The organism is Pseudomonas sp. TE3899 (genome assembly GCF_056279105.1).
Map to the genome: position 1 here is coordinate 2,105,275 of NZ_JBWBQR010000001.1, position 24,648 is coordinate 2,129,922.

Genomic DNA, 24,648 nt, shown 5'->3' on the forward strand with positions numbered 1-24,648 from the left:
TCCAGATCTGGCAGGTGAAACCCTCGGAGCCGGACGATCAGCGCTGACGCTCTGTACCGCGCCCCGGCAACATGCGCACCAAGGTGTTATCCCGCACCCAATAGTGATGAAACAACCCCGCCGCCGCGTGCAAGCCGATCAACCAGTACCCGGTGCTGCCCAGCAGTTCATGCCAATACTTGATCTGCTTGGCCAGGTCCGGATCAATCACCACCGGCGAGAACAACGCAAAACCGAAATACGGCATCGGTTTGCCGGCGACGGCCAGGGTCAACCAGCCCAACACTGGCGTGACAATCATCAAGACATAGAGCGCCAGGTGCATCAGGTGCGAAACGCCGGCCTGCCAGATGGGCAACGCCGGGGTAATCGGTGGACGCGGGGTCAGGCGCCCGAGCAATCGAACCCAGACCAACACGAAAATGCTGGCGCCGAACAGCCCATGTAACCCCAGGAACAGGCTTTTCCCCAAGCTCCCACGGGGCAGCAGCCCTTTGATTTCGATGCAGGCGTAAACACCGACAAACAGCGCAAGCATCAGCCAATGCAGGGTGATCGACAGTTTTCCATAGCGATGAGCGATTGAATCGCGGGTCATAACGGGCCTCATGAATTCAGAATGGCCGGCGATTCATTCGCGCAGCCTGGTTCGACCGGCGTCACCCTGCCCGCCCAGCCTTAAGGCAATCTGAAGGTGCCCGGGTGACATCCTTTCGCCACCTTCAGACTTCGTTAAGAAATGCCTCTGATACTCCTCCCAAACTAATCCCGGGAGGCGCCATTCAATGCCTGACTTCGACTGGAACATCCCTTTGCCACTGCGTTTCGGCCAAGCCGAAACCCCGCCGATGAGTCTGGCCAGAGCGTTGCCGGATGAGCCTCAGCGCGCTGTTTTCGAGGCCTATATCCAGCAGCGTTTTCGCAAGGCCCACGGGGCCGATATCCGCCATTTCATGCCGGAGCTGTTCGGCATGAGTAAAGCGGACGGGGAGCTCTGCGCGGTGGCCGGAGTGCGACGGGCAGATGACGAGCCGCTGTTTCTGGAACGTTACCTGGACGAGTCCATCGATCCATTGATCAGCGCCGCTGCGGACCGCCCGGTGGACCGCGCCGGCATCGTCGAGGTGGGCAACCTGGCCGCCAGCGATACCGGCAGCGCACGCCTGAGCATCATCGCCATCACCTACCTGCTGGCCATGGGTGGCCTGGAATGGGTGGCCTTCACCGGCAATATCGGCCTGGTGAACAGCTTTCATCGCCTCGGGCTGAAACCGGTCACCCTCTGCGCCGCCGACCCAGCGCGGCTGGGTGACGACAGCAACAACTGGGGCAGCTACTACGAAAGCAAACCCTGGGTCCATGTCGGCAACATCCGCGCCGGGTTCATTCATTTGCGCAACATCGGGATGTTCAATCGCCTGGGTTTGCCGTCGTCCATCGAGGATTCCAGCCATGTCGCTTGAAGTCGAGCGCTTCAAACAAACCTTGCGCAGCCATGCCGAACGCAAGGGACACGCCATCGCCTTGTGGGGCGATCAACTGAAAGTGGACTACGCCACGCTCTACGCTGAAGTGGTCTACCGCCAGCAGCGCCTGCGTGACCAACACGTCAAGGTCGTCGCGCTGGCACTGGACAATGGCACCGAAGCGATGCTCTGGGACCTGGCCGCGCTGTTCGAAGGCTTGACCTGCCTGACGCTGCCGCCGTTTTTCAGCCCCGCGCAACGCAAGCATTGCCTGGAGCAAAGCCAGGCCGAACGGGTGATTGCCGAACCGGAACTGGAAGCCGAGCTGCAGGCCGCCGGGTATGAGCAAAACGGGGAGTTCTGGCGCCGGACCTTCAGCCGCCCAAGCCCGATGCACGCAGGCACCGCCAAGCTGACCTTCACATCAGGCACCACCGGCACCCCCAAAGGCGTGTGCCTCAGTGCCGAGAGCATCATTAAGGTCGCCCGCGAACTGGATCAGGCCAGTAAACCGACCGACCCGCAGCACCATCTGGCGCTCTTGCCCCTGGCGATCCTGCTGGAAAACATCGGCTGTTACGCCGCGTTGTATGCCGGTGCGACGCTGAGTGTGCCGAGCCAAAAGACCCTGGGCATCCAGGGCGCCAGCGGCGTTGATGTGCCGAAGCTGCTCGGTTGCCTGGCCAGCCGTGCGCCCGAAAGCGTGATTCTGGTGCCGCAACTGCTGCTGATGCTGGTCAGCGCCGCCGAGCAAAAAGCCTTCAACCCGCACACCCTGCGCTTTGCAGCGGTCGGCGGTGCGCGGGTGTCCGAAGAGCTGTTGCACCGCGCGCAACGCGCAGGCTTGCCGGTCTACGAAGGCTACGGGTTGTCGGAGTGTGCGTCGGTGGTGTGCCTCAATCGTCCCGGTGCACGCCGCCCCGGCAGTGTCGGCCGGCCCCTGCCCCATGTGGAAATACGCCTGGCGGACGACGGCGAAGTGCTGATTAAAGGCTCGCCCCTGCTCGGCTATCTGGGCGAGGCGCCACACGTTGATGAATGGTGGCCCAGCGGCGATCTCGGTGAGTTCGACCCCGAGGGTTTCCTCTACCTCAACGGGCGCAAGAAGCATCAGTTCGTCACCAGTTTCGGACGCAACGTCAATCCCGAATGGGTCGAGGCCGAACTCACGCAACGACGGCATATCGCCCAGGCCTTCGTCTACGGCGAAGCGATGCCAACCAATCACGCCCTGCTCTGGCCCCATCGCCCGGACGCTACCGACGCCGAACTGGCGGCTGCCGTGGCCGAAGCCAACGAAGCCTTGCCCGATTACGCCCAGGTCCATCACTGGACTCGCCTGGATCAACCCTTCACACCCACCAACGGCTTGCTCACCGCCAATGGCCGACCGCGCCGGGACGCCATCGTTGAGCGTTACCGGGCGCCACTGACTGAATCGGCACTTTCCAAGGAATCCGCGTCATGAACTTTTTCGACACGCTGCAAGAAGCCACCCAGCAGGAACGCCATGAACTGTTCAACCTGCCGATCATTCGTGATGCCCTTGAAGGCAAGGTCAGCCTGGAGAGCTACCGCGCCTTCCTCGCCCAGGCCTATTACCACGTGCGCCATACCGTGCCGTTGATGATGGCCTGTGGTGCCCGTCTGCCGTCGCGCCTGGAATGGCTGCGCAAAGCGGTCTGCGAATACATCGAAGACGAATACGGCCACGAACAGTGGGTGCTCGATGACATCGCGGCCTGCGGCGGTGACAAGGTGGCGGTGCGCGACGGGCGTCCGACATTGCCAATTGAACTGATGGTGAGTTTCCTCTACGACCTGATTGCCCGGGACAACCCCGTGGGCCTGTTCGGCATGGTCAACGTGCTGGAAGGCACCAGCATTGCCCTGGCCACGCACGCGGCGGGCAGCATTCGCCAGCGTCTGGACCTGCCGGAAAGCGCCTTCAGCTACCTCAGCTCACACGGTGCTCTGGATGTGGAGCACATGCAGACCTATCGCCGGCTGATGAACACCCTCGATGACCCGGCCGACCAGGCTGCCGTGATCCATGCCTCGAAAGTGGTCTACCGGCTTTACGCCGATATGTTCCGCGGCTTGCCGCGTGATGGGGAGAACCTGCATGCGCCTGTCTGAGGCTCGAGTGGTATTGACCGGTGCCAGTGGCGGCATCGGCATGGCCATCGCCGACGCCCTGTGCGCCAGCGGTGCACGGGTATTGGCAGTGTCCCGGCACCGGGAAGTGTTGGAGCCGTTGCTGGAACGTTATCCGCAGCATCTGGCCTGGGTCGCGGCCGACCTGACGTTCCTCGCCGACCGCCGCAAGGTTCTGACCGCCGCCGAGGCCATCGGTGGCATCAACCTGTTGATCAACGCCGCCGGGATCAATCACTTCGCCATGCTCGAACAGCTCGACGACAGTGAGATCAACGCGATGCTGGCGGTGAACGTCAGCGCGCCGATCTGCCTGACCAAACTGATGTTGCCGCTGCTCAAGCAAGCGGACAGCGCGATGGTGGTGAATGTCGGTTCGACCTATGGCTCCATCGGCTATGCCGGTTATGCCAGTTATTGCGCGACCAAGTTTGCCCTGCGCGGCTTTTCCGAAGCGCTGCGCCGGGAACTGGCCGACACCCGGGTCGGCGTGCTCTACGTCGCGCCCCGCGCTACCCGCACGACGATGAACAGCCCGGCGGCCCAGGCCCTCAACGATGCGCTGAAGGCTAACGTCGATGATCCGATAACCGTCGCATCGGCGGTGATCCACGCGATTGCCGGTGACCGTCGTGACCTGTACCTGGGCTGGCCGGAACGCTTTTTCGTACGCCTCAATAGCTTGCTGCCCAACCTGGTGGATAAAGGTTTGCGCAAGCAATTGCCGCTGATCCGTCGCCTGAGCCATAAGCCTGATAACGAGAACCTCAAACCATGAAAAAACTCATCGCGTGCCTTTTACTGGGGGCCTTGAGCCCCACCGTCTGGGCGCTGGACGCTGCCGATCAGCAACGCCTGGCCAGCATCCAGCAAAACTGGGGGCACATTCAGTACGAAGTGGCCGCCGAGCAACGCACGGCGGCCTTCGAGCAACTCGCGGCGCAAACGTCGGCGTTCACCCAGCAACGACCAACGGCGGCCGAAGCCTGGATCTGGTCCGGGATTGTCACCAGCAGTTGGGCCGGCGCCCAGGGTGGTCTCGGCGCGTTGAGCAAGGCAAAAGCGGCAAAGGCTGATCTGGAAAAAGCGTTGACCCTGGACCCCAAGGCCCTGCAAGGCTCGGCCTACACCAGCCTCGCGGCGCTGTATGACCGCGTGCCGGGCTGGCCCATCGGTTTCGGCGATTCGGACAAAGCCGAGCAACTCCTAAAACAAGCCTTGCAACTGAACCCGAACGGCATCGATAGTCTGTACTTCTGGGGCGATCACCTCTACCGTCAAAAGCGCTACAGCGAAGCTCGGGTCGCCCTGCAAAAAGCCCTGCAAGCCGATCCGAGGCCGGGCCGGGAAGTCGCTGACGCGGGACGGCGCAAAGAGATCGAAACGTTGCTGGTGGACGTGAACAAGAAACTCGACTGACAGGAGTCCGTGTGCGCTTATTACTGATCGAGGATGACGTGGCCCTTGGCGAAGGTATTCATCAGGCGTTGGGGCGCGAGGGCTACACCGTCGACTGGTTGCAGGACGGCAGCAGCGCCTTGCATGCGCTGCTGAGTGAAACCTTCGACCTGGCCGTGCTCGATCTCGGCCTGCCGCGCATGGACGGCCTGGAGGTGCTGCGCCGTCTGCGCGACAGTGGCTCCAACCTGCCGGTGCTGATCCTTACCGCCCGGGACGCCACCGAAGACCGCATCGCCGGGCTGGATGCCGGGGCCGACGATTACCTGATCAAGCCCTTCGACCTGGCCGAGTTGAAGGCCCGGCTGCGCGCCTTGCTGCGACGCAGCGCCGGGCGCGCGCAGATGCTGATCGAGCATGCCGGCATCAGTCTGAACCCCGGCACTCAGCAAGTCAGTTATCAGGGTGAGCCGGTGGCCCTGACGCCCAAGGAATATCAACTGCTCCATGAATTGCTCTCGCCGCCGGGCCGGGTCATGACCCGCGATCACCTGATGCAGTTGCTCTACGGCTGGAACGAAGAAGCCGAAAGCAACACCCTGGAAGTGCATATCCACCATCTGCGCAAGAAATTCTCCAGTGATCTGATCCGCACCATCCGCGGTATCGGCTACCTGGTGGAGGAGCGTCGATGACCTCGATCCGGCGTCGTACCCTGACGCTGATCATTGGCTTGCTGCTGACCGGTCTGGCGATCATCAGTGTGTTCAACCTGCATGACAGCAACCACGAAATCGCCGAGGTCTACGACGCCCAACTGGCCCAGAACGCCCGACTGCTGCAGGGTGTGATGCGCATGCCGCTGGCCAGCAAGGAACACGCCGAGCTGTATCAGGCGTTCAATCAGGCCCTGAGCGAAGCGATGCCACGGGTGGATGGCCATCCGTATGAAAGCAAGATTGCCTTTCAGGTCTGGAATCCCAAGGGCGAAGTACTGGTGCATACCGCGAGCGCGCCGACCTTCAGCACGCCACCGGGCACACCGGGGTTCAGTGATGTGGTGGATCTGAAAAACCGCCACTGGCGCGCGTTCATGCTCGAAGACAAACAGAACAACCTGCGCATCTGGGTGGGCGAACGGGACGACGTGCGTTCCGACCTGGTGGACCGGATCGTGCGCCATACCTTGTGGCCCAATATTCTGGGCAGTCTGATTCTGGCGGCGATGGTTTGGCTGGCGATTGGCTGGGGGCTCAAGCCGCTGGCGAATATGGCGGCGACTTTGCGGGCGCGGCACAGTGGCTCGCTGGAGCCCCTGCAACTGGCGCCCTTGCCCAGCGAGCTGGAACCGATGCAAGCGGCGCTCAACCGCATGCTCGCGCAGATTCAGGAGGTACTCGGTCGGGAACGCCGCTTTATCGCCGACGCGGCCCATGAAATGCGCACGCCCCTGGCGGTGCTGCGGGTGCATGCGCAAAACCTGCTGGAGGCCGGCACCGAACAGGAGCGCCGCGAGTCCCTGGAGTTCCTGATTTCGGGCGTGGACCGCACCACTCGGCTGGTCAATCAACTGCTGACCATGGCTCGCCTTGAACCCAAAGCCGTAGCGCCGGTGCTGCATCGTATCGACTTGGCCGAAACCGTACGCGACAGCCTGGTTCAACTGACGCCGTGGCTGCTGAGCAAGAATCTGGAGCTGGCGTTCGACGTCGACAACCAGCCTTTCAAAGTCGTCGCTGATGCCGCAGTGATCGACATTGCCCTGAACAACCTGATCAGCAACGCGGCCAACTTCTCCCCCGAACACGGCGTGATCACCGTGCAGTTAAGTCAGGCTGACGGGTTCTATTCGCTGAGTGTCGAAGACCAGGGACCGGGCATCGATGAAGCGGATCGCGGGCGCTTGTTCGAACGCTTCTACAGTCGCGGAAATGCGCAAGGCGCAGGGCTGGGGCTGACGATCGTCAACACCATTGCGACGCGCCTGGGTGGGCGGATTACCTTGGTCAACCGGCCGGAAGGCGGGCTGCGCGCGACACTGTCAATTCCCGACGGCCAGCCACATGACCCGTTACAGCGAACCACCCGTGCTCTCGAAGAACCATAACGCGGCGTACCAGACCTGACGCCATCACCGTAGGAGCAAAGCTTGCTCGCGAAGAACGATAACGCGGTGCACCAGACCTGACGCCATCACCGCAGGAGCAAAGCTTGCTCGCGAAGAACGATAACGCGGTGCACCAGACCTGACGCCATCACCGCAGGAGCAAAGCTTGCTCGCGAAGAACGATGACGCGGTGTACCAGACCTGACGCCATCACCGTAGGAGCAAAGCTTGCTCGCGAAGAACGATAACGCGGTGTGTCAGGTTTGACGCCTTCGCGAGCAAGCTTCGCTCCTACAGGGGGTAGTTCCTGGGTTGATTAATCCGTCCTCTTACTGACGCCCCGGTAATCCACTCTCACTGAGGTGCCAGTGTGTAATGGTAGTGAACGGCTCCCGTCTGCGGATCTACCAGCCAGTAGTCATCCTTGTCTTTCTTGAGTCGATAACATTCATGGGGAATTTTGACCGAGGTGAAACAAATCACCCCATCCTTGACCGACCAATGTTCAGTCTCGGGGTCATTGCCAGACATTTTGAATATTTCGGTCCCGTCGGCATTGAAACTTAAAGAATAGGGCAAACCTGAAGAGCCGATATTTTTGAGTTTATTCCCAATCAAGGTGCTACGGACTTGTTCATCATCAAGCGCGACGGCTGAAGCTGAAACTGGCTTCACCGTATGTCCACCAGACGGAGCGCACCCATATAAGACAAGTGCCAAGCCTAAGCAACTCCAGCGTTTAATATTCATATCGCACCTCTACTGATCGCCACGCCAATAGAACTTACTTAAGGGTAAATTTGTTATTGGTTTTATTACTCATACTGTCCACAAACCAGAGGGTAGTCCCGTCACTGAGTACCTTATTGCATTCCTTGCCATATTTCTGATAGGTCACGCAGATGACGTCCTCCACGATAACCCATCGACCGTTTTGCATCGACTCGCTGGAGATCTGGATCACCGCAGTCCCGTCAGGATTTAATGTTTCAGAGAAGGGATAACCGGTAGACGTCACACTCGAATGTTTGCGACCTATCACCGTCGAGTTAATCTCGCTCGCATTGAGTTGTTTTGCGTTGGCGGGCGCATCGGCGTGAGCATCAACCGCAGCTTGATGACCGGAAGATGAACAGCCCGCCATGAACAGCATAACTAACGAGTAGACAATTATCTTATTCATAACCAGACCCTTTGTTATGAGCGCAACGGATCCAACGCTTTAATAGTAGCCATACGAACACCCGTGAATATATTAATTCACGATAGATTTAATAGCGCGAAACCACCAAAGTTGAATCATTTCTGAAACAACGTTTACTCTACGAAACATTAGTGAGATCGCGCTTCGGCGCCTGCTCACTCACTTTTTAGCGCTCGCCAAATAATGCGCCACCAACGCATTCGCATGACCATGCCCCATGCCATGCTCGGTTTTCAGCCACGCCACCATTTCCATATGCTTCTTGTCGCTCACTGTTTCGAGCAGGCTCAGCCAGTGGTCGATGGGTTGGCCATACTTTTTTTCAATGGAGGGGAAGTACGACGCCGGGCCTTTGGTTTTTGTATCGTCGGTCATGGTGCAAACTCCTTTTTTGCTTAACTTCTCTTTTTATTCCCTGAAATTCAATCCCCCGCAGGAACGAGCGGTGCGGCGTTCCGACTTGCCCGCGAATAACAATAACGCGGTGAGCCAGACCTGACGCCATCGCGAGCAAGCTTCGCTCCTACAGAGGATCGGGGCCTAGCAGCAGGTTTTGTTCGCGCTCACACAACTCCACCACGTAATCCCACAACACCCGCAGCCTTACCGACTTGTGCAACTCCCGCCGGGTACTGATCCAGTAGCTGCGCTGAATGCTCTCATCCGGCAACAGCGGCACCAGTTCCGGATCGGCACTCGCCATATAACAAGGCAGCACCGCAATCCCGAGCCCTGAGCGTGCGGCCTGTTGCTGGGCGATGACGCTGGTGCTGTGGAACACGACTTGGGGGTTGCGGCAGAAGCTGTTGAGGAACATCAGTTCCTGGCTGAACAGCAGGTCGTCGACGTAGCCGATCCAGGCGTGGGCGGCCGAGGTCTTCGCGGCTGTTGAGCGGCGGGGCCCGGTCGAGGTAGGCCTGGCTGGCGTAGAGCGCCAGGCGATAGTCGGTGAGTTTGCGCGTGACGAGCATGTCGGCGGCCGGGCGTTCGAGATGGATGCTGATTTCGGCCTCGCGGTTGAGAATGCTGACGAAGCGCGGCACGGCGACCAGTTCCACTTCCAGGCCGGGGTAGCGTTCGAACAGGCCGTTCATGCGGCTGGCGAGGAACATGATGCCCAGGCCTTCGGTGACGCCGACGCGGATTTTGCCGAGGGGCGCGGTGGATTGGGTGATTTCTTCCTGGGCCAGCAACGCGACGTTTTCCATGGCTTCGGCGTGCTTGAGCAGCGCTTCGCCGGCCGGGGTCAACTGGTAGCCCTGGGCGTGCTGGACGAACAGCGCGGTGCCGAGGCTCTTTTCAATCGCCTCGATGTGCCGGGCCACGGTGGCGTGGGTGGTGTTCAAGCGGCGGGCGGCGGTGAGCAAGCGGCCGCTGCGCTGTAATTCGAGAAAAAACCGCAGGTCGTTCCAATCGAACATCAGGCTTCCTTAGGGCTACGCTGTCTGAAAACGCACAGCGGCTGCGCAAAAACTAACATTCTTTATACGAAAGCTAACAACTAGGATGAAGTCCAACAACAAAAACAATACGAGGTAAGGGATGCAGACCTCTCAGGATGAATTCGATTACATCGTGGTCGGCGCCGGGCCGGCCGGGTGTTTGCTGGCCAATCGATTGTCCGCCAACCCGCAACACCGGGTGCTGCTACTCGAAGCCGGTGGGCACGATAACTATCCGTGGATTCATATTCCCGTGGGTTACCTGTTCTGCATCGGTAATCCACGCACTGACTGGTGCTTCAAGACCGAAGCGCAGCCGGGTCTGCAAGGCCGGACGCTGAGCTATCCGCGGGGCAAAGTGCTCGGTGGCTGTTCCTCGATCAACGGCATGATCTACATGCGTGGCCAGGCCGGCGACTACGACGGTTGGGCGGCTGACGGCAATCCCGGTTGGGCGTGGAAAGACGTGCTGCCGCTGTTCAAGCAGAGCGAAAACCATTTTGCCGGCGACTCGGAATTTCACGGCGCCGCCGGGCAATGGCGGGTCGAGCGTCAGCGGCTGTCATGGCCGATTCTGGATGCTTTCCGCAGCGCCGCCGAGCAAAGCGGCATCGCCAGCATCGATGACTTCAACCAGGGTGATAACGAAGGTTGCGGTTACTTTCAGGTCAACCAGAAGGCCGGGATTCGCTGGAACGCGGCCAAGGCGTTTCTCAAACCCATTAGAAATCGCACCAATCTCACTGTGCTAACCGACGTTGAAGTCGATCGCGTGTTGCTGGAAAACGGTCGCGCCTCTGCCGTCCTCACTCGCTACCAAGGCCAGGCCAAAACCTTCAAGGCGCGCAAGGAAATCGTCCTGTGCGCCGGCTCCGTCGGTTCGCCGAGCATTCTGCAACGCTCCGGGATCGGCCCGCGTCCATTGCTGCAACGCTTGGGGATCGGCGTGGTGCATGAACTGCCGGGGGTGGGCGGCAATTTGCAGGATCACCTGCAATTGCGGCTGATCTACAAACTGGAAAACGCCCGCACCCTCAATCAAATCGCCGGCAGTTTGTGGGGCAAGATGGGGATGGGCCTGCGTTATCTGTATGACCGCAGCGGGCCGTTGTCCATGGCGCCGAGTCAGTTGGGTGCGTTTGCCCGCTCGGGGCCGGAGCAGGCTTCGGCGAATCTTGAATACCACGTGCAGCCGCTGTCGCTGGAGCGATTTGGTGAGCCGTTGCATGCGTTTCCTGCGTTTACGGCGTCGGTGTGTGATCTGCGACCGCAAAGCCGTGGGCGGATCGAGATTCGCAGTGCTGATCCGCAGGAGGCGCCGCTGATTCAGCCTAACTATTTGAGTCATCCCGAGGATCTGCGGGTGGCGGCGGATGCGATTCGACTGACCCGGCGCATCGTGGCGGCACCGGCGCTGGCGGCGTTCAAACCGGTCGAGTATTTGCCGGGCGATAGCTTGCAGAGTGAAGAAGAATTGCACGAAGCGGCGGCGCGGATTGGTACGACGATTTTCCATCCGGTGGGCACTTGCCGGATGGGTAACGATGCGGAGGCGGTGGTGGATGCGCAGTTGAATGTTCATGGCATCCCCGGTTTGCGCATTGCCGATGCCTCGATCATGCCGCGTATTACCTCAGGCAATACCTGTTCGCCTACGCTGATGATTGCCGAGAAGGCGGCGCAGTTGATCCTTGACCCTGACACCAGGAGCTTCGCCCCGGAGAAGGAACTGTTAAGTAACGCCTGAATCACACACCTGTAGGAGCATGGCTTGCCCGCGATGGCGATTTCTTGGACGCCTTCGCGGGCAAGCCTTGCTCCTACAAGGAATGGGTACACAGGAAGATTTGCGGTACGTACACCCCGCTTTATGGATAAACGCGGCGCCCGCCCACAAGGCCGGCGCCGACAGTGGAACAACAAAAACAATCACTGTGAGGGATACCGATATGTCAGAACACGTTCAGCCTCTGGAAGCCATGCGCAGCGCGGGCGTCAGCAGCGGCACCAAGAAAGTCATCTTCGCTTCGTCACTCGGCACGGTGTTCGAGTGGTATGACTTTTTCCTCTACGGCGCCCTCGCGGCGGTGATCAGCAAGCAGTTCTTTGCCGGGGTCAACGACACCACGGCGTTTATCTTTGCGCTGATGGCGTTCGCCGCGGGCTTCATCGTGCGGCCGTTCGGGGCGCTGGTGTTCGGTCGGTTGGGGGACATGATCGGGCGTAAATACACCTTCCTCGCCACCATCGTCCTCATGGGTCTGGCAACGTTCTGCGTCGGGCTGCTGCCGACCTACGCCAGCATCGGCATTGCCGCGCCGATCATCCTCGTGGTGTTGCGCATGCTCCAGGGCCTGGCCCTCGGTGGCGAATACGGCGGTGCCGCGACCTACGTGGCGGAACACGCACCGATGGGCAAACGCGGCTTCCACACCAGCTGGATTCAGTCCACCGCCACCCTCGGCCTGCTGCTGTCGTTGCTGGTGGTGCTCGGTTGCCGCTACTTCACCGGCGATCAGTTTGAAGTCTGGGGCTGGCGCATTCCGTTCCTGTTTTCCATCGTGCTGCTGGGCATCTCCACCTGGATTCGCTTGAGCCTGCACGAGTCGCCGGCCTTCGTGAAAATGAAAGAAGAAGGCAAGCTCTGCAAACAGCCGCTGCGGGATTCCTTCGGCAAATGGGAAAACCTCAAAGTCGTGTTGATCGCCCTGTTCAGCATCAACGCCGGGCAAGCGGTGACCTTCTACGCCGCGCAGTTCTACGTGCTGTTCTTCCTCACCCAGTTCCTGAAAATGGACCCGGCGCTGGCCAACAGTCTGCTGATTGTCAGCGTGATTATCGGCGCACCGTTCTTTATCTTTTTCGGCTGGCTGTCGGACAAGGTCGGGCGCAAACCGGTGCTGATGATCGGCTTGCTGCTGGCGACCGCGCTGTACTTTCCGATCTTCAAATCCATCGCCCACTACGCCAACCCGGCGGTCGACCAGGCTCGCCAACAGGCACCGATTACCGTGCTGGCCGACCCGGCTACTTGCACCTTCCAGTTCGACCCGGTGGGCAAGGCGAAATTTGACAGCCCGTGCGACAAGGTCAAGACCTTCCTGGTCAAACAAGGCCTGCCTTACTCCAGCATCGCCGCCCCGGCCGGCAGCGGCGTGCAAGTCAGCGTCGGTGACGTGAAAATCGATGGCTACGATGAAGCCGCCCTGCGTGGCGCGGTGACCCTGGCGGGCTATCCGTCGCAGGCCGACACCCAGCAGGTCAACAAAACCATGATCGTGGCGCTGATGGTCGCGCTGATCATCATCTCCGCCATGTGCTACGGCCCGCTGGCAGCGCTGATGGTCGAACTGTTCCCGACACGCATCCGCTACACCTCGATGTCCCTGCCCTACCACATCGGCAATGGCTGGTTTGGCGGATTCCTGCCGACGGTGTCGTTTGCGTTGGTGGTGTACACCGGGGACATCTTCTACGGGCTGTGGTACCCGGTGGTGATTACCGGAGTGAGTTTGATTGTGGGGCTGATTTGTTTGCGGGAGACGAAGAACGTGGACCTGGATACCAACTGACGGGCGCAGACGAAAAAAGGGCCTAGAAGAAACCGTGCAGACCAATAAACACCCCATTCGATGGGGTGTTTTTTTATTCAGAAAACTCCCTTCAGAAACCATCCTGTGTGTATAGGCAAAGGGTTAGGTATGATGCGCGCCCTTTCGAGATGAACGCAGCCTCATTTTCGCGGTCCCTTTCGTTCGCCAAAGAAACATTCTGAATAGCTGAAAATTCGGAAGGTTATTTAGGACGGTTCCCACATCAATTCCTTCGCCGCTTTGTTAGCCTGCGGTGAAATTCAAGCTTGTTCAGGCCAGGAATGGCTCGGGCTGCGCATTTTGACTCCCCTCTCCGCTTAAGGATAAGCGTATGTTCGCGCCAGCCAATGCTGCGCACTTCACGTTACTGATCCCCTCTGTTCGTAACGACTTCAAGGTACTGGCCTTTCACGGCACTGAAGCGATGAGCACCCTGTACGCGATCCAGGTGGAACTCGTCAGCGAGTCCCCTGATTTCGACCTGGAAAGCCTGCTCAGTCAGCCCGCCTTCCTTCAATTCGGCCTGGATGGCGAAGGTATTCATGGGCGTATCGAAGACGTTTTTGTGGGTGAGGCCGGTAAGCGCCTGACCCGTTATCAACTGACGTTGGTGCCCGCGCTGCACTATTTGCAGTTCAGCCATAACCAACGGATCTTCCAGCACCTGACGGTGCCGCAAATCGTCGCCCAGGTGCTCGATGGGCACGGCATTCAGGCCGATGCATATACCTTTCATGTCAGCACCAGCCCTGAGCGCGAATACTGCACCCAGTACGGTGAAAGCGACTTCGAGTTCATCCAGCGGTTATGCAGCGAGGATGGGATCTCGTGGCACCACCAACACAGCGAGGATGGCCACCAACTGGTGTTCACCGACGACCAGACCTACTTCCCCAAACTGGGAGACGTGCCGTATCAACAAGGCGCTGGCCTGGCGGCGGATCACCCGGTCGTCAGCCAGTTCTCCATGCGCTTCAGCACCCGCACCAGCACCGCCACGCGCCGAGACTACGACTTCCAACGCCCAAGCCTGTTGCTGGAAAGCCAACTGGCGGTCGAGGCCACGCCGGTGCTGGAGGATTATGGCTATCCGTTGCTGATCGAAAATGAAAGGCTCGGCAAACAGCTGGCCCGGCAAGCTTTGGAACGACACCGTAGCGACTATCAGTTGGCCGAGGGTAAAAGCGACCAGCCGTTCCTGCGTAGCGGCCACTTCTTTAACCTGATCGAACACCCGCGAGCGCAGTGCAACGAGTTGTGGCTGTTGCTCAGCGTAACGCACGAGGGCAAGCAACCTCAGTCACTGGAGGAATCAATCACCAGCGACGTTAAGCCCGAAGACGGGTTTACCCAGGGGTACCGCAACAGCTTCCGCGCGATTCCCTGGGACGTGTTCTACCGCCCACCACTGGTCACGCGTAAATCGGTACTGGTCAGCCAGACAGCCCGTGTCACCGGTCCAGCGGGGGAAGAAATATTTTGCGATGATTACGGTCGCGTCAAGGTCGAGTACCACTGGGATCGCGCCGAACTTGGCAGCGACAAGAGCAGTTGCTGGCTACGGGTATCCTCCAGTTGGGCGGGAGACAGTTTCGGCTCGGTAACCATCCCGCGGATCGGCATGGAAGTGGTAGTGACCTACCTGGAAGGCAATCCCGACAATCCGCTGATAACGGGTTGCGTGCCAAACAAAGTCACGCCGGTCCCCTACCCCTTGCCCGCGAACAAAACCAAAACGGTCCTGCGTAGCCACAGTTCGCCCGCCAGCGGTGGCTACAACGAACTGTCGATTGAAGACCGCAGCGGCCAGGAACTGATCTATCTGCGTGCTCAGCGTGATATGGAGCAGAAGGTCGAGCATGACAGCCGATTGGAAGTGGGAAATGAGCGCCGGGAAACCATTAAAGGCAACAGTATTTCGGTGCTGGAGGCGGAAGAGCAGCGTACTGTCACGGCTGATCGTAAGGTCGACCTCAAAGCCAATGACTACTTGCAGGTCGCTGGAAGCAGTCACACCCATGTAGGCCAAATACTGGTCGCCGAAGCTGGCCAGCAGGTGCACCTCAAGGCTGGGGCCAACCTGATTCTCGACGCTGGAGTCAGCATCACCTTGAAGGGGGGTGGCCAGCACATCGTGATTGGCCCCGGTGGCATCTTCAGCAGCACCGAAATTCAGATTGGTGGTGCCCCAATGACGGGTGCAACTGCGCTACAGGCGACACCAACGACGCTCGCGCCACTCAGCGCACCGCTGGCGAGCATTGCCAGCCCACTGTCTATCGTGACTACCGCCCAGCAACAGGCTGCAGACTATTGCCCGCTCTGCGAAGCATGTCGCAATGGCCTATGCAGCACGGGAGAGAACGCATGAACCCTCAAAAACAATGGCTGCAAGCGCAAGCCGAGCAAGGACGACATATCTACCTGGTGCTGGATTCTGATGGCCAACTCGAAGAGCGCAACTCACTGATCGCCGGGCTGGGCAACGACCAGTACCGCAATCTGTACGTCGGCACGCCGGCGGACTCATTGGTGGAAATAGCCCCGTACCTTTTGAGACTTGAGTCGGCAGGACATCCCACCTTCCAGGCACTACTGAATGCGCCAGAGGGCAACTGGGGCTGGCTGGCCAGCGCCGAAAACAACGACCTCGATGCGCTGGCTACCCATTGGCAGGATCGTTTGGTGGTAGGAGAGCGACCGAACCAGTCGCTCTATCGTTTCCACGATAATCGGGTGCTTGGGCGAGCGCTGGACTTCCTGCAACCCGAGCAGCGTCCGGATTACCTCGGGCCGTTAGCCAGCGTGTGTTACTGGCAAGCAGACCAATGGAAGATCGTCTACAACCTCGATCCAGGCGTGCATCCGCGACCTTCCGATCCGGCGTGGTTGAATACCCCCATATCTGAGGCAACTTTCGCGGGCCAGCAGTTCGATAACGCCCGACGCTACTTGGTGCGAGAGCATTCGGAGAGTTTGGTCAAACTGGTCGAACAGCAGGATCTGGACACGTGGCTGCGAGGCCAACTTGACCTTGCTCGCACTTGGAAATGGCGGGAGCCCGAACAGATCCATTTTTTACTCACGCAAAGTTTACAAGCGTCGGGTTACGCTCTTCCCAGGGACTGGTTACCCAAGCCCGATGAAGTGCCGTCGATGCACTTTGATCGGTTGTACCAGGAAAAACTGTATTGGCAGGGAGATGCCCCCGTATGAAACGCCTCATCCAAAGCCTGATCGCTGGCAGTTGTCTGGCCCTCACCTTAGGCTGCTCTGCCACGGGCAAGTCCAACACTTTTATCTTTACTGCTGACCTTCCGCCAAATTTTGCTTACGCGGCAAGGGCCAACTATGTACCCGCCAAGGGCGAGACATGCAGTGTGCCTGGAGGAAAAAACACTCAGATTGGTTTCAACGTCGAGGAATGGCGAACTGAATACAAACCTGACTCTGAAATCGAGCTCCGAAGGACGGTGAGCGGCTGTCCATTAGTGCTGTATAGCATTGAACTAAATATCTACGCGAAATATGGAACACACCCAGGTGATTTCGGAAGGGACTTCGGAAAAATATCAGTGCGCACCCAGTTGGATGAACGCGACAAGGACACCTTTAACAAGGCGGGTGAGAGCGAGTTTTACGGCCAGTGCCAATGGTTGTTTCGTACGATTGGCCCCAAACGCTACATCGCCAAAATCCTCGACTGCAAAGACACCGATGCCCAAGGAAAATTGACCCGAGGCCATCCGTTTGCAGCCTACACCTTGGATCAATTACCAGGTAAGACCGTGCGCTTGAAGATCAAGCAGGCAGCCGAGGAAGAGCCCTATATGGGGGATACCTGGGTCAAGGTGCCTAGTGGTTGGAAACGCTGTATGGGAAAAAGCTTCGAAGACCAGCATGCTTTCTGCAACGGCAACTACAAAGACTTCAGCACCTTCCGCATGCCAGATGGGCGTGACACTTGCACCATTTACCCCGGTTGCACAGAAGGCAAGGAGGTGACCCCATGAGCCTTTTACTGCCCCTGCGTGATAGGCCATCTATGGATGGCAAAAATCTCGCTTGTCCATTGCGCGAGCACTCGACCAGTTTTCAGTTAGTAGACGAGTTTGGCGATGGCCAGCCTTATGCAGGACTGGCCTATCAGATCATCGATTACGAAGACATCATCTACACCGGTACACTGGATGCGGCGGGCTTCGGCAAAGTGGAAAACCACTACTGCGGCCCCGTTGAGCTTCGACTGAATCAGGCATACCAGGGCAATGATGACGTCTACAAAGAACTGACATCTCGGAAACACTACCCACTTCCCATCACCGAACTACAGGTACGTGCCGAGAAAACCCGTTTCTTCAATAAATCGGGCCTGCGCACGCAGTCCAACCCAGCACACGGCAATGCAGATGCGGATGCGGAGGCTTTTCATCAAGTAGAAGTACGTGAACTGGTGGAGCATGAGGCGCACCTGCCACCGCTAGCCGCACGCCATTTCCCTCCCAACTTCCATATATTTAAGCTGTTTCGACCGCTACCCGTTAAAGGCAAGGCAGGCTACAAGCCTGAACTGGCCAGGCGTTTTGGCATTCCGCTGATGTCGGACAAGCACCATGTATTGGAAGTGCGCCCGTTGCGGGCATTGCGCCCGATACTCTCAACCGGCAACGAGTTCTGCGCGCTCAATCTGTACCAACTGGCACTGATGGCGACCTTGAGTTACACCCCGTTTGGTCAGAACCCCGACAAACAGCCTGTGATGGGTGACTCCGTGACTTTTCCGTTGCAGCCTAGCTACGGCAACTGGTTCGGCGACGCCTTGGCCAAGGCCGATGAGATCTGGAAGGTGGATGCTGGTCAGAAAGCGGAGAAACCGTACTACCCGCTCTATGAAGACGTACCGTACTCCAAACGTTTCGAAATTGTGCCGTTTGATCCCCGCTTGTACCCGGAGGTCAATGACCCCGAGTTAGGTGACAAACAGGAAAGCCCGGCCTCCACTCACTTTTTCGATGACGGCGCGCGGAAAAATAATACCGATAGCCAAGCCTTTATCACGCACAACGATGAAATGGTATTGATTGCGGTGCGGGGCACGAGTGAGCTCCCGTGGGATCTGTTAACGGACACTGACGCACAACAGGTGCCTATTGAAGAAGGCATGGGCGTTGGCCAAGCGCACCAGGGGTTTTATGGTGGCGCAAAAGCCGTATATGAGTTCGCCACAACCTACCTGGATAAGTTTTACAGCGGACAAAAAATCATTATCACTGGCCACAGTCTTGGCGGTGCCATTGCGCTGTTGTTGGCTGAAATGATACGGCGCACCGATAGGTATGCAGCCGACATATTACTCTACACTTACGGCTCTCCACGGGCCGCTGACCAGACCTTTGTAGACGGTGCCGCAGCACTGACACATCATCGCATGGTCAATCACAACGACCCGATCCCAAGTGTTCCCGGAACCGGCATGGACACTAAACCCAAGGTATATGGCACTGGTCTCGCGGTGAGCTTCGTCAATGCGCCATTGGGTATCTCGATATTTTTTACCGGAGTCGCCAATCTCAGTGGCGCACCTTATGCACACCACGGCAAGTTGCATCACTTTATGCCGATGACTCTTGAGGACGGTCGCAAGTCACAGATCCTCTGGGAGCCTGGCTGCGAAAGCATTACCAATAAAGCCTGCAATGAAATACTCCAGCAAAAAAATGGACTGCCTACGCATCGAGCTTTTGAGCCATTCCTTTACATACTCAACCACTTGATGGTTGGGGGCTACGTCCCTAATAGCTGGGCCACGCTACGCCGCTGGCAAGAGTCGCTGGAGTTACGCCGCGAGTTGGTGACCACACGTGAGTTTAAATGGGTTGACGACGCCCTCCAGAGCATGAAACGCCAGTTGGAAAAAGCCTCCCGTGAAACACATCCCGATGCCTATCTGCGCGCCAATGAACGTGAGTCCAACGCACTCATAGCTGAAATCGGCAAGATGCAAGTAACGCATGATCGTCTGGTCAAGTTGCATGGCAAAAAAGCCAGCGAGAGTGAGGTATACGGCCAAGCTGCAACCAAACCTGAATTTTTGACAGAAAATCTGCCGCGTTGGAAAGCCCACCCCGAAAACACCGTAAAAGAACAACTGGCAATGGCCCCGCCTCCGGTGTTTCGCGATGACGAGGCCATTGCCGCCATACTGGAAGGGCGCGAGCCGGGCACATCACCTGCGTTCGATATGGATTCATACTCATGATCCTCCCAGAAAGATAGGCGGCAACGCACGATCCTCTGGTTAATAGCCAACGCAGAGTAACCGGAGTGATCGTGCGATCCTTGCACCAATAATGGAACAATGAGAAATCATGACGTGTTGATGCTTGGAAGAGCCGTCGAGGGTTTCATACTGTTCGGCGGTGACAACGAAGGGAAGAATTGGCGAGTTTGAACTTGGCATTGAACGCCCAAGGTATCTGCCTACATCACGAATAAAAGCATCAGCACTTTTTTAAAAACATGTAACAACAATCAACTATTGAGAATTTTCAAAGCGATGGATATGCATAAATTTAAAATACTCACAAACATAATGTTTTCCACATTTATATCAGCCTCTCTAACAGGCTGCATTGGCGTCACTCTAATGACACCTGACCCAAACACCGGCACCAGAGATGAAACCACGTATGAGTGGTGCGGAATTACACTATGGGCTGTGTTTTTACCAATCCCATTAATGCTGCCTGTATGCAAGATGTACAAAAACCAGGAATTCAACTCTGATTTCTATGCCTGTGGTCCTCTGATGTTTCTAGGGCCTATATCTAACGGCTATCGAGGGAATGCATTGTGCGGAAAACTGCCCGGATAATCCAACACCCCCTTACCTTACCGTCACCCCTACAACTATAGTGAAACTGTCGACATTCAATGGTTTGATATAGGGCCTTCAGGAAGATTGCTGTATTTTAGCTGGAAAGAAATATCTGATTATCCTCCAGAGGGATTGGCAACTAGCTTCCACGATATGCAACTGACCATTGAGCCTGGGTGCCTAAAGCTGTCCGAAGAGGACAGCCATGTGTGCTTTCGTCGTAAGTGAAGGGTATTACGAGAACCCATACCAGTCCCTGAAAGCGCAACTGTTAACGTAAATTTAGCGGACTCAGTACTGAAATCTGACACCCTGAAGGCGAAGTTTGCAATGATCCCGCAACAGAACGATGGCGACCTAATGCTTGCCTCCCGCAGCGGTCTGCCTCATACGCTGGACATTGATTCTATTGTTTAATGAGCCTGCCTACTGGTTTGCGCATGGACATGCACAAGCCCGGGCATTCTTGATATGAGCGATTCGACGCCACCCACCGCCCCGCCACTCCCCAGACCGAGGCCCCATGATCATTTCATCCGCATCCGACTACCGCGAGGCAGCACGCCGTAAACTTCCCCGATTCCTGTTCGATTACATCGATGGCGGTGCTTACGCCGAGCATACGTTGCGGGCCAACAGTGCCGACCTGACGGGCATCAGCCTGCGTCAGCGCATTCTGAAGAACGTCGAAACCCTGAGCCTGGAAACCACCCTCTTCAACCAACCCCTGGCCATGCCGATCATCCTCGCGCCGGTGGGCCTGACGGGCATGTTTGCCCGGCGTGGTGAGGTGCAGGCGGTGCGTGCGGCGGAGAACAAAGGTATTCCGCTGTGTCTCTCGACGGTGTCGGTGTGTTCGATTGAGGAAGTCTCGGCGCAGAGTCAACAGTCCATCTGGTTCCAGCTGTATGTGTTGAAAGACCGCGGCTTCATGAAAAATGCCCTGGAGCGGGCGAAGGCGGCCGGGGTGAAGAACCTGGTGTTTACCGTGGATATGCCCACGCCCGGCGCGCGATATCGGGATGCGCACTCGGGGATGTCCGGTCCATTTGCTTCGTCGCGGCGGATGTTGCAGGCGATGACCCGCCCCGATTGGGCGTTCAATGTTGGCCTGATGGGGCGGCCGCATGACCTGGGCAATATTTCGGCCTATCTGGGCCAAGCCGTCACGCTCGAAGACTACATGGGCTGGCTGGCGAAGAATTTCGACCCGTCGATCAGTTGGGCCGATCTGCAATGGATTCGTGATTTCTGGGAAGGCCCGATGATCATCAAGGGCATTCTCGATCCGCAGGATGCCAAGGACGCGGTGAGCTTTGGTGCGGACGGCATCGTGGTGTCGAACCACGGTGGGCGGCAGCTGGATGGCGTGCTGTCCACCACCAAGGCCTTGCCGGCGATCATGCAAGCCGTCGGCGACGATTTGACGGTGCTGGTCGACTCGGGGATTCGCTCGGGGCTGGATGTGGTGCGGATGTTGGCGCTGGGGGCCAAAGGCGTGTTGCTCGGGCGTTCCATGGCTTATGCGCTGGCGGCGGATGGGCAACGCGGGGTGGAAAACATGCTGGATATTTTTGCCAAGGAAATGCGCGTGGCCATGACGTTGACCGGGGTGACGTCGATTGGGCAGATTGATGAATCGACGCTGGTGAGCGCCGTCCGGCAGTGAAGATCGTTCCCACGCTCCGCGTGGGAATGCAGCCCGGGACGCTCTGCGTCCCTTCCCGGAGCTGGAACGCGGAGCGTCCCTTGAGGCATTCCCACGCGGAGCGTGGGAACGATCAACGACCTCTGCCGCTCATTGCGCGGTGGCCTGCCGGTACTGACGCGGAGTGAAACCGGTCAAGGACTTGAACTGGCGGGTGAACGCGCTGTGGTCGGTATAGCCGCACTGCAGGGCGACTTCGGTGATGGGGATGTCGGTGTGCAACAGACGATGCGCATGTTCCAGGCGCACCTTTTGGATCATCTGCCGAGGCGTCAGGTGGAACACGCGCTTGCAGTACCGTTCCAGTTGCGCCACGGAAATACCGGCGATGCGCGTCAGTTCGCCCAAGGTGACCCGGCGATTGAAATGCGCGCGAATGTGTTCATCGACCGCCGCCAGACGCTGGTAAGCCGGATGCGTGTCGCTGGCTGATTGCAGATCAACCGAGATTCCGGCCAGGCCGATGATTTCACCGTTGCGGTTGTACAACGGGCGTTTGTGCGTCAGGCACCAACCGGGCTCCCGGCTGCCGTACAAGTGCAATTCCAGTTGATCTTCCAGCACCAAACCCTGTTCCAGGACCCGGCGATCCTGCTCGGTGTAGCCCGGCCCCAACTGCGCGGGAAACACCTCGGCACTGGTTTTGCCCAGCAGCGGTTTCATGCCACAGCGCTGGACCAGGGCGAGGTTAGCCATGACGTAGCGCGCCTGGACGTCCTTGATAAAGATCGCCGCATTCGGGATCACATCCAGCATCGGCAACAGCGGTGCCACGCCGGCCAATAATGCTTCGATGGTTTCCGGACGATCCGCGTCGTTCTCCCCGCACAACATCGCCAACGCGCTCTGCGCCATCACTCTCACCCTCTCACTCTTGAGGCATTTTTTGCTCACCTTGCCCGGTCGCGCGTGCGCTGTCGAGCACCGCTGCATTGTGCTGATTTCGTCATCCATACCCACGCAATACATCAATCGCCAACGCGCCGTCGCGTTCACTCTATGGCCATTGCATGCACCCCTGCCTATCCAATAACTCACAAAAAGGCGCGACGCTATGTCAGGCAAAGGCAAGTTCAAAAGGCAACTTTCGTTGATGGACCTTACGTTCATCGGGCTGGGCGCCATCTTCGGCTCCGGCTGGTTATTCGCCGCCAGTCACGTGTCGGCAATCGCAGGTCCAGCGGGGATTTTTTCCTGGCTGCTGGGCGGTTTTGCCGTGTTGCTACTGGGCATTGTTTACTGTGAATTGGGCGCGGCGCTGCCCCGGGCCGGCGGTGTGGTTCGCTACCCGGTGTACTCCCACGGCCCGCTGCTCGGTTACTTGATGGGCTTTATCACCTTGATCGCTTTCACCAGCCTGGTGGCGATCGAAGTGGTGGCCTCTCGGCAATATGCGGCGGCGTGGTTTCCCGAACTGACCAAGGCCGGCTCCAGCGATCCGACGATAATTGGCTGGCTGATGCAATTCGCCCTGCTCTGCCTGTTCTTCGTGCTCAACTACCGCAGCGTGAAGACGTTTGCCATGGCGAATAACCTGGTCAGCGTATTCAAGTTCATCGTGCCGCTGCTGGTCATCGGCGTGCTGTTCACCTTCTTCAAACCGGCCAACTTCCAGGCTCAGGGCTTTGCCCCATTCGGTCTATCCGGGGTTGAGATGGCGGTGTCCGCGGGCGGTGTGATCTTCGCTTACCTGGGGTTGACGCCGATCATTTCGGTGGCCAGCGAAGTGAAGAATCCGCAACGGACCATTCCGATTGCGCTGATCCTGTCCGTGCTGCTTTCCACCTTGATTTATGTGCTGTTGCAGGTCGCTTTCCTCGGCGGCGTGCCCACCGAGATGCTGGTCAACGGCTGGGCCGGCGTGGCCAAGGAACTGGCGCTGCCTTATCGCGATATCGCCCTGGCCCTCGGCGTGGGTTGGCTGGCTTATCTGGTGGTCGCCGACGCGGTGATCTCCCCCAGCGGTTGCGGCAACATCTACATGAACGCCACGCCGCGAGTGATCTACGGCTGGGCGCAAACCGGTACGTTCTTCAAGGTCTTCACCCGCATCGATGAAAAGTCCGGCATCCCGCGCCCGGCGCTGTGGCTGACCTTTGCCCTGTCGGTGTTCTGGACCCTGCCGTTTCCTTCCTGGGAAGCGCTGATCAACGTGGTCTCCGCCGCGCTGGTGTTGAGCTACGCCGTGGCGCCGGTCTCCGTCGCCGCCCTGCGCCGCAATGCGCCAGACATGCCGCGCCCGTTCCGGGTCAAGTGGATGGGCGTGCTCGGTCCGCTGTCGTTCATCATCGCCGCGCTGATCGTCTACTGGTCGGGTTGGGCCACCGTGTCCTGGCTGCTCGGCCTGCAAATCCTGATGTTCGTCGTGTACCTGTTGTGCGGTCGTTTTGTTCCGACCAATCACCTGAGCCTGGCCCAGCAAGTGCGCTCATCGGCGTGGCTGATCGGCTTCTACGCCGTGACCATCGTCCTGTCCAAGCTCGGCAGTTTTGGTGGCCTGGGCGTGCTCAGCCATCCCTTCGACACCGTGGTCGTGGCGGTCTGCGCCATGGGCATCTATTGCTGGGGCGCGGCGACTGGCGTACCGGCGCACTTGGTCCGTCTGGAATCCGAGGACGATGAAAGCGAAGCCGATTCGACCCTCGCCGGCACTGCGACAGGCCGCCCTGCGCCTGCACACTTCTAAAGGATAAGTT

Annotated in this window: 20 protein-coding genes and 1 pseudogene; 15 read left to right on the forward strand and 6 right to left on the reverse strand. The window is 58.5% G+C overall.

The window, feature by feature from the left end; genetic code table 11:
• Positions 1–37 precede the first annotated feature (37 nt).
• A complete protein-coding gene (locus ACZ89E_RS09335; RefSeq protein WP_476255444.1) occupies positions 38–598 on the reverse strand; it encodes a cytochrome b in 561 nt (186 codons plus the stop codon).
• Positions 599–785: 187 nt separating this feature from the next.
• On the opposite strand from ACZ89E_RS09335, the gene ACZ89E_RS09340 reads away from it, so the two are divergent.
• Genes ACZ89E_RS09340 through ACZ89E_RS09370 form a run of 7 tightly spaced genes read left to right on the forward strand, consistent with a single transcriptional unit; the run spans position 786 to position 7,128 of the window.
• Positions 786–1,463 carry a thermostable hemolysin gene (locus ACZ89E_RS09340; RefSeq protein ID WP_149658396.1) on the forward strand — a complete coding sequence of 226 codons (678 nt, stop codon included), beginning with the start codon at positions 786–788 and terminating at the stop codon, positions 1,461–1,463.
• Positions 1,453–2,934, forward strand: a complete 1,482-nt coding sequence (locus ACZ89E_RS09345; RefSeq protein ID WP_476255445.1) for an AMP-binding protein — start codon at positions 1,453–1,455, stop codon at positions 2,932–2,934. The genes ACZ89E_RS09340 and ACZ89E_RS09345 overlap by 11 nt, the downstream gene beginning before the upstream one ends.
• Positions 2,931–3,605, forward strand: a complete 675-nt coding sequence (locus ACZ89E_RS09350) for a TenA family transcriptional regulator (protein WP_476255446.1) — start codon at positions 2,931–2,933, stop codon at positions 3,603–3,605. The genes ACZ89E_RS09345 and ACZ89E_RS09350 overlap by 4 nt, the downstream gene beginning before the upstream one ends.
• Positions 3,592–4,401: an SDR family oxidoreductase gene (locus tag ACZ89E_RS09355; protein WP_476255447.1), complete on the forward strand. Its 810-nt coding sequence runs from the start codon at positions 3,592–3,594 to the stop codon at positions 4,399–4,401. The genes ACZ89E_RS09350 and ACZ89E_RS09355 overlap by 14 nt, the downstream gene beginning before the upstream one ends.
• Positions 4,398–5,042, forward strand: a complete 645-nt coding sequence (locus ACZ89E_RS09360; RefSeq protein WP_476255448.1) for a tetratricopeptide repeat protein — start codon at positions 4,398–4,400, stop codon at positions 5,040–5,042. The genes ACZ89E_RS09355 and ACZ89E_RS09360 overlap by 4 nt, the downstream gene beginning before the upstream one ends.
• An 11-nt stretch (positions 5,043–5,053) precedes the next feature.
• Entirely contained in the window at positions 5,054–5,716 is a 663-nt protein-coding gene (locus ACZ89E_RS09365) for a response regulator (RefSeq protein WP_149658401.1), read from the forward strand.
• Positions 5,713–7,128 carry a sensor histidine kinase gene (locus ACZ89E_RS09370; protein ID WP_476255449.1) on the forward strand — a complete coding sequence of 472 codons (1,416 nt, stop codon included), beginning with the start codon at positions 5,713–5,715 and terminating at the stop codon, positions 7,126–7,128. The genes ACZ89E_RS09365 and ACZ89E_RS09370 overlap by 4 nt, the downstream gene beginning before the upstream one ends.
• Positions 7,129–7,482: 354 nt before the next feature.
• Here ACZ89E_RS09370 and ACZ89E_RS09375 read toward each other — a convergent pair whose 3' ends face one another.
• The 4 genes and pseudogenes from ACZ89E_RS09375 to ACZ89E_RS09390 form a co-directional block, all read right to left on the reverse strand.
• Positions 7,483–7,878, reverse strand: coding sequence for a hypothetical protein (locus tag ACZ89E_RS09375; RefSeq protein WP_476255450.1), 396 nt, complete (start codon positions 7,876–7,878; stop codon positions 7,483–7,485).
• 34 nt (positions 7,879–7,912) lie between these two features.
• Positions 7,913–8,311, reverse strand: a complete 399-nt coding sequence (locus tag ACZ89E_RS09380; protein WP_463260381.1) for a hypothetical protein — start codon at positions 8,309–8,311, stop codon at positions 7,913–7,915.
• Between the two features lie 180 nt (positions 8,312–8,491).
• Entirely contained in the window at positions 8,492–8,707 is a 216-nt protein-coding gene (locus tag ACZ89E_RS09385) for a DUF4287 domain-containing protein (protein ID WP_463260380.1), read from the reverse strand.
• Positions 8,708–8,855: 148 nt separating this feature from the next.
• A pseudogene (locus ACZ89E_RS09390) lies at positions 8,856–9,753 on the reverse strand (LysR family transcriptional regulator).
• Positions 9,754–9,874: 121 nt separating this feature from the next.
• On the opposite strand from ACZ89E_RS09390, the gene ACZ89E_RS09395 reads away from it, so the two are divergent.
• The 7 genes from ACZ89E_RS09395 to lldD all read left to right on the forward strand — a co-directional run bounded on the left by ACZ89E_RS09395 (position 9,875) and on the right by lldD (position 21,913).
• A complete protein-coding gene (locus tag ACZ89E_RS09395) occupies positions 9,875–11,521 on the forward strand; it encodes a GMC family oxidoreductase (RefSeq protein WP_476255451.1) in 1,647 nt (548 codons plus the stop codon).
• A gap of 202 nt (positions 11,522–11,723) precedes the next feature.
• Positions 11,724–13,346, forward strand: a complete 1,623-nt coding sequence (locus ACZ89E_RS09400; protein ID WP_463260377.1) for an MFS transporter — start codon at positions 11,724–11,726, stop codon at positions 13,344–13,346.
• A gap of 352 nt (positions 13,347–13,698) precedes the next feature.
• Positions 13,699–15,738 (forward strand): type VI secretion system Vgr family protein, encoded by a 2,040-nt coding sequence (locus tag ACZ89E_RS09405; protein WP_476255452.1) that lies wholly within the window; start codon positions 13,699–13,701, stop codon positions 15,736–15,738.
• Complete coding sequence (locus ACZ89E_RS09410) at positions 15,735–16,583, forward strand: DUF4123 domain-containing protein (RefSeq protein ID WP_476255453.1); 849 nt, start codon at positions 15,735–15,737, stop codon at positions 16,581–16,583. Before ACZ89E_RS09405 ends, ACZ89E_RS09410 begins: the two co-directional genes overlap by 4 nt.
• Positions 16,580–17,380, forward strand: coding sequence for a hypothetical protein (locus ACZ89E_RS09415; RefSeq protein WP_476255454.1), 801 nt, complete (start codon positions 16,580–16,582; stop codon positions 17,378–17,380). The genes ACZ89E_RS09410 and ACZ89E_RS09415 overlap by 4 nt, the downstream gene beginning before the upstream one ends.
• Positions 17,377–19,626: a lipase family protein gene (locus tag ACZ89E_RS09420; RefSeq protein ID WP_476255455.1), complete on the forward strand. Its 2,250-nt coding sequence runs from the start codon at positions 17,377–17,379 to the stop codon at positions 19,624–19,626. Before ACZ89E_RS09415 ends, ACZ89E_RS09420 begins: the two co-directional genes overlap by 4 nt.
• A gap of 1,141 nt (positions 19,627–20,767) precedes the next feature.
• Complete coding sequence (gene lldD / locus ACZ89E_RS09425; RefSeq protein WP_476255456.1) at positions 20,768–21,913, forward strand: FMN-dependent L-lactate dehydrogenase LldD; 1,146 nt, start codon at positions 20,768–20,770, stop codon at positions 21,911–21,913.
• A gap of 129 nt (positions 21,914–22,042) precedes the next feature.
• Here lldD and ACZ89E_RS09430 read toward each other — a convergent pair whose 3' ends face one another.
• The gene (locus ACZ89E_RS09430) at positions 22,043–22,807 is read right to left on the reverse strand and encodes a helix-turn-helix domain-containing protein (RefSeq protein ID WP_476255457.1); all 765 of its coding nucleotides are present in this window, start codon (positions 22,805–22,807) and stop codon (positions 22,043–22,045) included.
• A gap of 199 nt (positions 22,808–23,006) precedes the next feature.
• Between ACZ89E_RS09430 and ACZ89E_RS09435 the strand changes: the two genes are divergently transcribed.
• The gene (locus ACZ89E_RS09435) at positions 23,007–24,638 is read left to right on the forward strand and encodes an APC family permease (RefSeq protein WP_476255458.1); all 1,632 of its coding nucleotides are present in this window, start codon (positions 23,007–23,009) and stop codon (positions 24,636–24,638) included.
• Positions 24,639–24,648 lie beyond the last annotated feature (10 nt).